Genomic DNA, 272 nt, shown 5'->3' with positions numbered 1-272 from the left:
AGCGTACGCTCTGCGTGCCGATAGAAAAGCTCTCCATCGCTTTTTCCTTCGCGAAAACTACATCAGAAACGAGTACACTTTCTCTCAATACGTGATCAAAACGCACTAAAGCTTCTTGGAGATAGTCGTCGACATCAAGCGAGAGGCGAACGCGTTTTTCGATCGGTAAATCAAGCTTTTTGCGGTAATCCTGAATCACCCGTATGACTTCACGGACGAGTCCTTCCTGCTCAAGCTCCTCTGTGATCGTCGTATTTAATGCTACGTTTAAC

General features: G+C 46.3%; 1 protein-coding gene. It reads right to left on the bottom strand.

Features of this window, described 5'->3' with window-relative positions:
• A partial coding sequence (locus SB773_RS31770; RefSeq protein ID WP_410594304.1) for a DUF5915 domain-containing protein occupies positions 1 to 272 on the bottom strand: 272 nt, incomplete at both ends.

The organism is Bacillus sp. SIMBA_074, from assembly GCF_046534555.1.
GTDB classification, from domain to species: Bacteria; Bacillota; Bacilli; order Bacillales; family Bacillaceae_G; genus Bacillus_A; species Bacillus_A mycoides.
The sequence above is the reverse complement of the archived record's forward strand: the minus strand, read 5'-3'. Positions and strand labels throughout refer to the sequence as shown.